General features: G+C 58.0%; 1 protein-coding gene. It reads left to right on the forward strand.

From position 1 onward, the window contains the following. Positions 1 to 207: DUF1223 domain-containing protein (locus TA5113_RS17170; protein WP_258953915.1), on the forward strand; the 207-nt coding region annotated here is incomplete at both ends.

The raw sequence follows: 207 nt of genomic DNA on the forward strand, positions 1-207 counted from the left end.
GCCTATTCCAACCGCCAAAGAGGCTATGCACGCGCTGCCGCCAAACGCTCTGTCTACACACCGCAGATGGTGATTGGCGGCGTTGATCACGTGGTGGGCAATCGCCCAAGTGATGTGCGCAGCAATCTGGCAAAGCACGAAAACGCGCCGTCTGACATCGAGCTTGCTGTCTCTCGCAGCGGGGACCAGCTGACTTTTGATCTAGAG

Origin of the sequence: Cognatishimia activa (assembly GCF_001458335.1) — a bacterium.
Classification (GTDB): Bacteria; Pseudomonadota; Alphaproteobacteria; order Rhodobacterales; family Rhodobacteraceae; genus Cognatishimia; species Cognatishimia activa.